Raw genomic sequence first — 3,767 nt, forward strand, 5'->3', positions numbered from 1 at the left:
GCTGCAAGTGTCTGTTCTGCGATCCCGGCAAACCATCCGTAGAGCATATTCATTCCTGCTTACCTGAGTTTCCGCTGGTGCCCTGCGACTTCTTCTCCCTCAGCAGCTGTTCGAGTTGTTCAATCTCCTGCTTGGACAGCTCCACATCCTCCAGGAAGCTGGTCACCATTAACTGGGTGGCTCCACCAAATACACGTTGCAGGAAGGAGCGGCTCTCGGCCCGGACGCACTCATGCTCGGACACCAGCGGATAGTAGAGATAGCTCCGGCCGGATTTCTCATACCCGATCGCCTTCTTCTTATGCAACCGGGCCACGAAGGTGCGCACCGTCTGCTCGCTCCATTCCACAGATACCGGCAGAAGCCGGGTAACCTGTTCAGCGGTGAGCGGATGATGCACCCAGATAATCTTCATAATCTCCCATTCGGCTTCCGAAATCTTCGGCGTAGGACTCATCATAACAGCTCCATTCAGTGGCGGTGTCATTCAATCTACAAGTATAGATTAAAGGATAACCTGCATTATTGGTTCGATAAATCAACAATCACCTGCTGTGTAACTGTCTTCTTGATCACATTCATGAAGTCTATACGAATTGATTTGGGTTGATTCAACTGAAAATAGCTTTCCATCATGATCTTCATCCCATCATCCGTATAGGAATTCGCAGTTCTTCCTTGATGTGATGTATACTTGCCGTTTCCGCTATCCACCATGAGGGCCGGATAATAGTCTGGATTGAATGTCTTCAGAAATTCTTTGTCTTTAAACAAGCCTTCATCGGAAGATAACGTTATTATTGTGGTGAATGGCGTCAATTCCAGGTTAATCTTGATCTTATGCCCTGCTACATCAAGCGTTTCTTCCGGCGACAGCATCTGGCTCTCCTGCTCCCAGACCTTAGGGTTGATCTCAAAAGCCACCTTCAGCGGCGGACTCTTCTTGATCTTGGAATTCAGCGCATCAAATTTCTTCAACAGCGCTGGACTGTTCTTGAAGTCTGTGACCTTAGGGTTAGCAGTATAAGCCTTTTGGATCTCCGCTGAGATCTGCGCCTGTACCGCCTCTAGCTGTTTCAGTTCACTGCCCGATAGTGAGGTTAGCACAAACTCGCCAGCTACCTTTTTGGGAGCCGTGCTTAACGGGGTCGTTAGCCGGATGACAGCCGCTCCGTGCATGATGTTATTTTGCTTAGCCGGGCTCACGCCCTGAACAATCGCATCATTCATCTTCCTGCCGCTGATCACCTTTCCGGTGATGGCGTCTGTCAATTGCAGATCATGCCCTATCAACCCCTGAGACGTGAATGCCCGCTTGCTGTCAGTCTGTGCTGTAAAAAGAATAATCAGCTCATATTTGTCGGCAATTAAGCCCTTCAACGTCAACTGGTAGCCGTCTTTTTTGGCGACTGTATTCAGGGGCTGCACCAGATTATGCTTGATGGCGTATTGGATCTGCTCTTTATTCTGAATCTCCAGCTTCTCAAAGGGGGCCAGTGCTGCCGCCTGATTCGCCGCTGCTGCCGAGACGGTTAGAGCTTGACCTGTCACGGCAAAAGGGCTAAGCACCAGTGCTGCGGTTGTCATGACTGCAACGATGGCGGTAGATATCCGGGCCCTGGAGGACCGCCGTTTATCTGACGCTGACCACTGCTTTGGCTCCTGTATAGGCTGCATCTGCGCCGCATGTGAGATCTCCATATCATTCCGCTTCATTCTAATCATAGTTACACTCTCCTTCAATTTAAGTTGGTGGTTAAATCCGAGTCAGCTCTGATTCAGCCCGGTAATATCAAAATTCATTTGATATGAACTCTCAGGCTCTATCGTTCCCCTCAGTACCGGTGGCTTCTTGACGAAATCGAGCCGCAGAGATTGCGGTTTATTCATCAAGAAATAGGTTTCTGCAAGCATCTTCATCTCATAATCTGTATACGTAATAGATGTACTGCGTGTTTGCTGCGTATAGTCTCCAGTTCCTGCCTTGCTCCACCACAGCATTGGAGAACCATACTTCTCATTGAAAGCTTTTTTGAATTCAGTGTTACTAAAAACCGGTTCATCGGAATAAAAAGTGGCTATCGTTGTGAGCGGTGTTAATTGTAATCTCACTCTAATCTTGTGTCCGCCTACATCGAGCGTCTCCTTCGATTGGACCGTATATTTCTCTTGCTTCCAGTAGCTTGCGCTCACATCGAAGGTGGTCTGAAGTGTCGGCGACTCCTGTATCTTGCTTCCGCTTGCTGCCTGTGAGCGCAACCGGAATTCAACCTTGATCTTTGAGGGCGGGTTCGTCAGAGGCGTATCGAACCGAAGTCTAGCAGCCACATTTTCAACATTATTCTGCGGGCGGTCAGTAATGGTCATCGGTTGAGTCCGTCCATTAATCACCTTACCAGTCACACCATCCGTAATGATGCATTCTACGAAACGAGGATCATCAGAGACTAGTGATCTTCCGCCGTCAACACGCGCCGTATAAAAAATAACCAATTGATGCCTGTCTGCCATGAAGCCTGTGACGTTGACCTTATAGCCGTCTTGGGCAACCTCCACATTCATCGGCTTCAGCAGATGATGGCGGCTCACATACTCCGTCTGCTCTACATCCATGTTCAATAACGGCACCAGGGCCTCCCCTTGCTCCATTGCCGGTTCTGCACGTTCCTCTCCGGGAACGCTTTCAGTCAGTGTGCCAGCGGGTTTGGCCTTAGTTCCTGTGGCAGCAGAGTCACTAGGCTCTCTTGAGGCACCCGTTAGCGTCACGATGCTGAGCAGGGCGACCAGAATTACAGCTGCTGCGGAGATGCGGTAGGAGCCTTTGCGGAAAGATTGAATCATACTGATTCTTCTCCTGATCTGTTGCCGCTGCTGCGGATTGGAGAAATAGAGATGCCCCCTCCTCTCCCGGACTCGTGAGAAGCGCTTCAGGAACTCTACCAGAGTAAGCCCGTAATCGATGGCCTCCTCTTCCCCTAATACCTCCAACACATAGGCGTCACAGGCGACCTCCCTATCGATCTTCATCCGCCGGATCGCCAGCCACATCAGAGGATTGAACCAATGTATCGTGGCGGCTAGGCTTCCTAACAGGTTCCACAGCATATCCCTCCGCTTGCAGTGGGCAAGCTCATGCGCGAGGATGTGCCGCAGCCGGGAAGCATCCAGTTCCTGTAGAGCTTGCTCCGGGACAAAGATCCATGGACGCATTAATCCTGACAGATATGGGTTGTTAGCAGAACCCCCCGTATAGATAGGTATCGCTCTCTTTATTCCAAACTGGCGTCTGGTGGCAAGAACCACCTGAAGAATCTCCGGGGCATTCACCCGTCTAAGCCGTCTGCGCTCACGCTGCATCCTCCGTATATACAACAATCCATTCAGCAGCATAAGCATGACGCCCAGCAGCCAGATTGCTGTGCCTATCTTCAACCAGAGCGGATAGCCCACGGCCCCCGCAGAGCTGCGGTTATCCGCTACAGCACCATCCTCTGCCCGGAGGGTGTCTGTCTGCCCCTGTACATTCAGAGCGGTGTTATCGACCGGATATGTAACCGGATCTCCCTCTCCCGGCGGAAGCTCCTGATATTCACCCTTAGAAGCTCCAGTGTCCGGCCCCTTATCCAGGATAGTTGTTAAGAAATGCTTACTATTGCCGAGAATATGCAGCATGCTGACAGGGCTGTCCGGTACGGCAGGCAATAACAGCCGGGCGATAACAAGCAGCCACAGGAGGTAACGCACCCGGGCGTTGATGAACCTCCGCA

General features: G+C 50.9%; 3 protein-coding genes. All 3 read right to left on the minus strand.

What is annotated here, in order from left to right; all coding sequences use genetic code 11:
* Positions 1-49 precede the first annotated feature (49 nt).
* Positions 50-457, minus strand: a complete 408-nt coding sequence (locus C162_RS27245; RefSeq protein ID WP_036699750.1) for a BlaI/MecI/CopY family transcriptional regulator — start codon at positions 455-457, stop codon at positions 50-52.
* A gap of 65 nt (positions 458-522) precedes the next feature.
* Positions 523-1,725, minus strand: a complete 1,203-nt coding sequence (locus C162_RS27250) for a DUF4179 domain-containing protein (RefSeq protein ID WP_036699754.1) — start codon at positions 1,723-1,725, stop codon at positions 523-525.
* Positions 1,726-1,767: 42 nt separating this feature from the next.
* Positions 1,768-3,767: M56 family metallopeptidase (locus C162_RS27255; protein ID WP_156949724.1), on the minus strand; the 2,000-nt coding region annotated here is incomplete at its 5' end.

Source organism: Paenibacillus sp. FSL R7-269 (genome assembly GCF_000517865.1).
Lineage (GTDB): Bacteria > Bacillota > Bacilli > Paenibacillales > Paenibacillaceae > Paenibacillus_AQ.

Excerpts from the sequence above, each read along its gene's own strand:
- C162_RS27250 (WP_036699754.1), bottom strand. The coding sequence starts at position 1,725 with ATGATTAGAATGAAGCGGAATGATATGGAGATCTCACATGCGGCGCAG.
- C162_RS27245 (WP_036699750.1), bottom strand. The coding sequence starts at position 457 with ATGAGTCCTACGCCGAAGATTTCGGAAGCCGAATGGGAGATTATGAAG.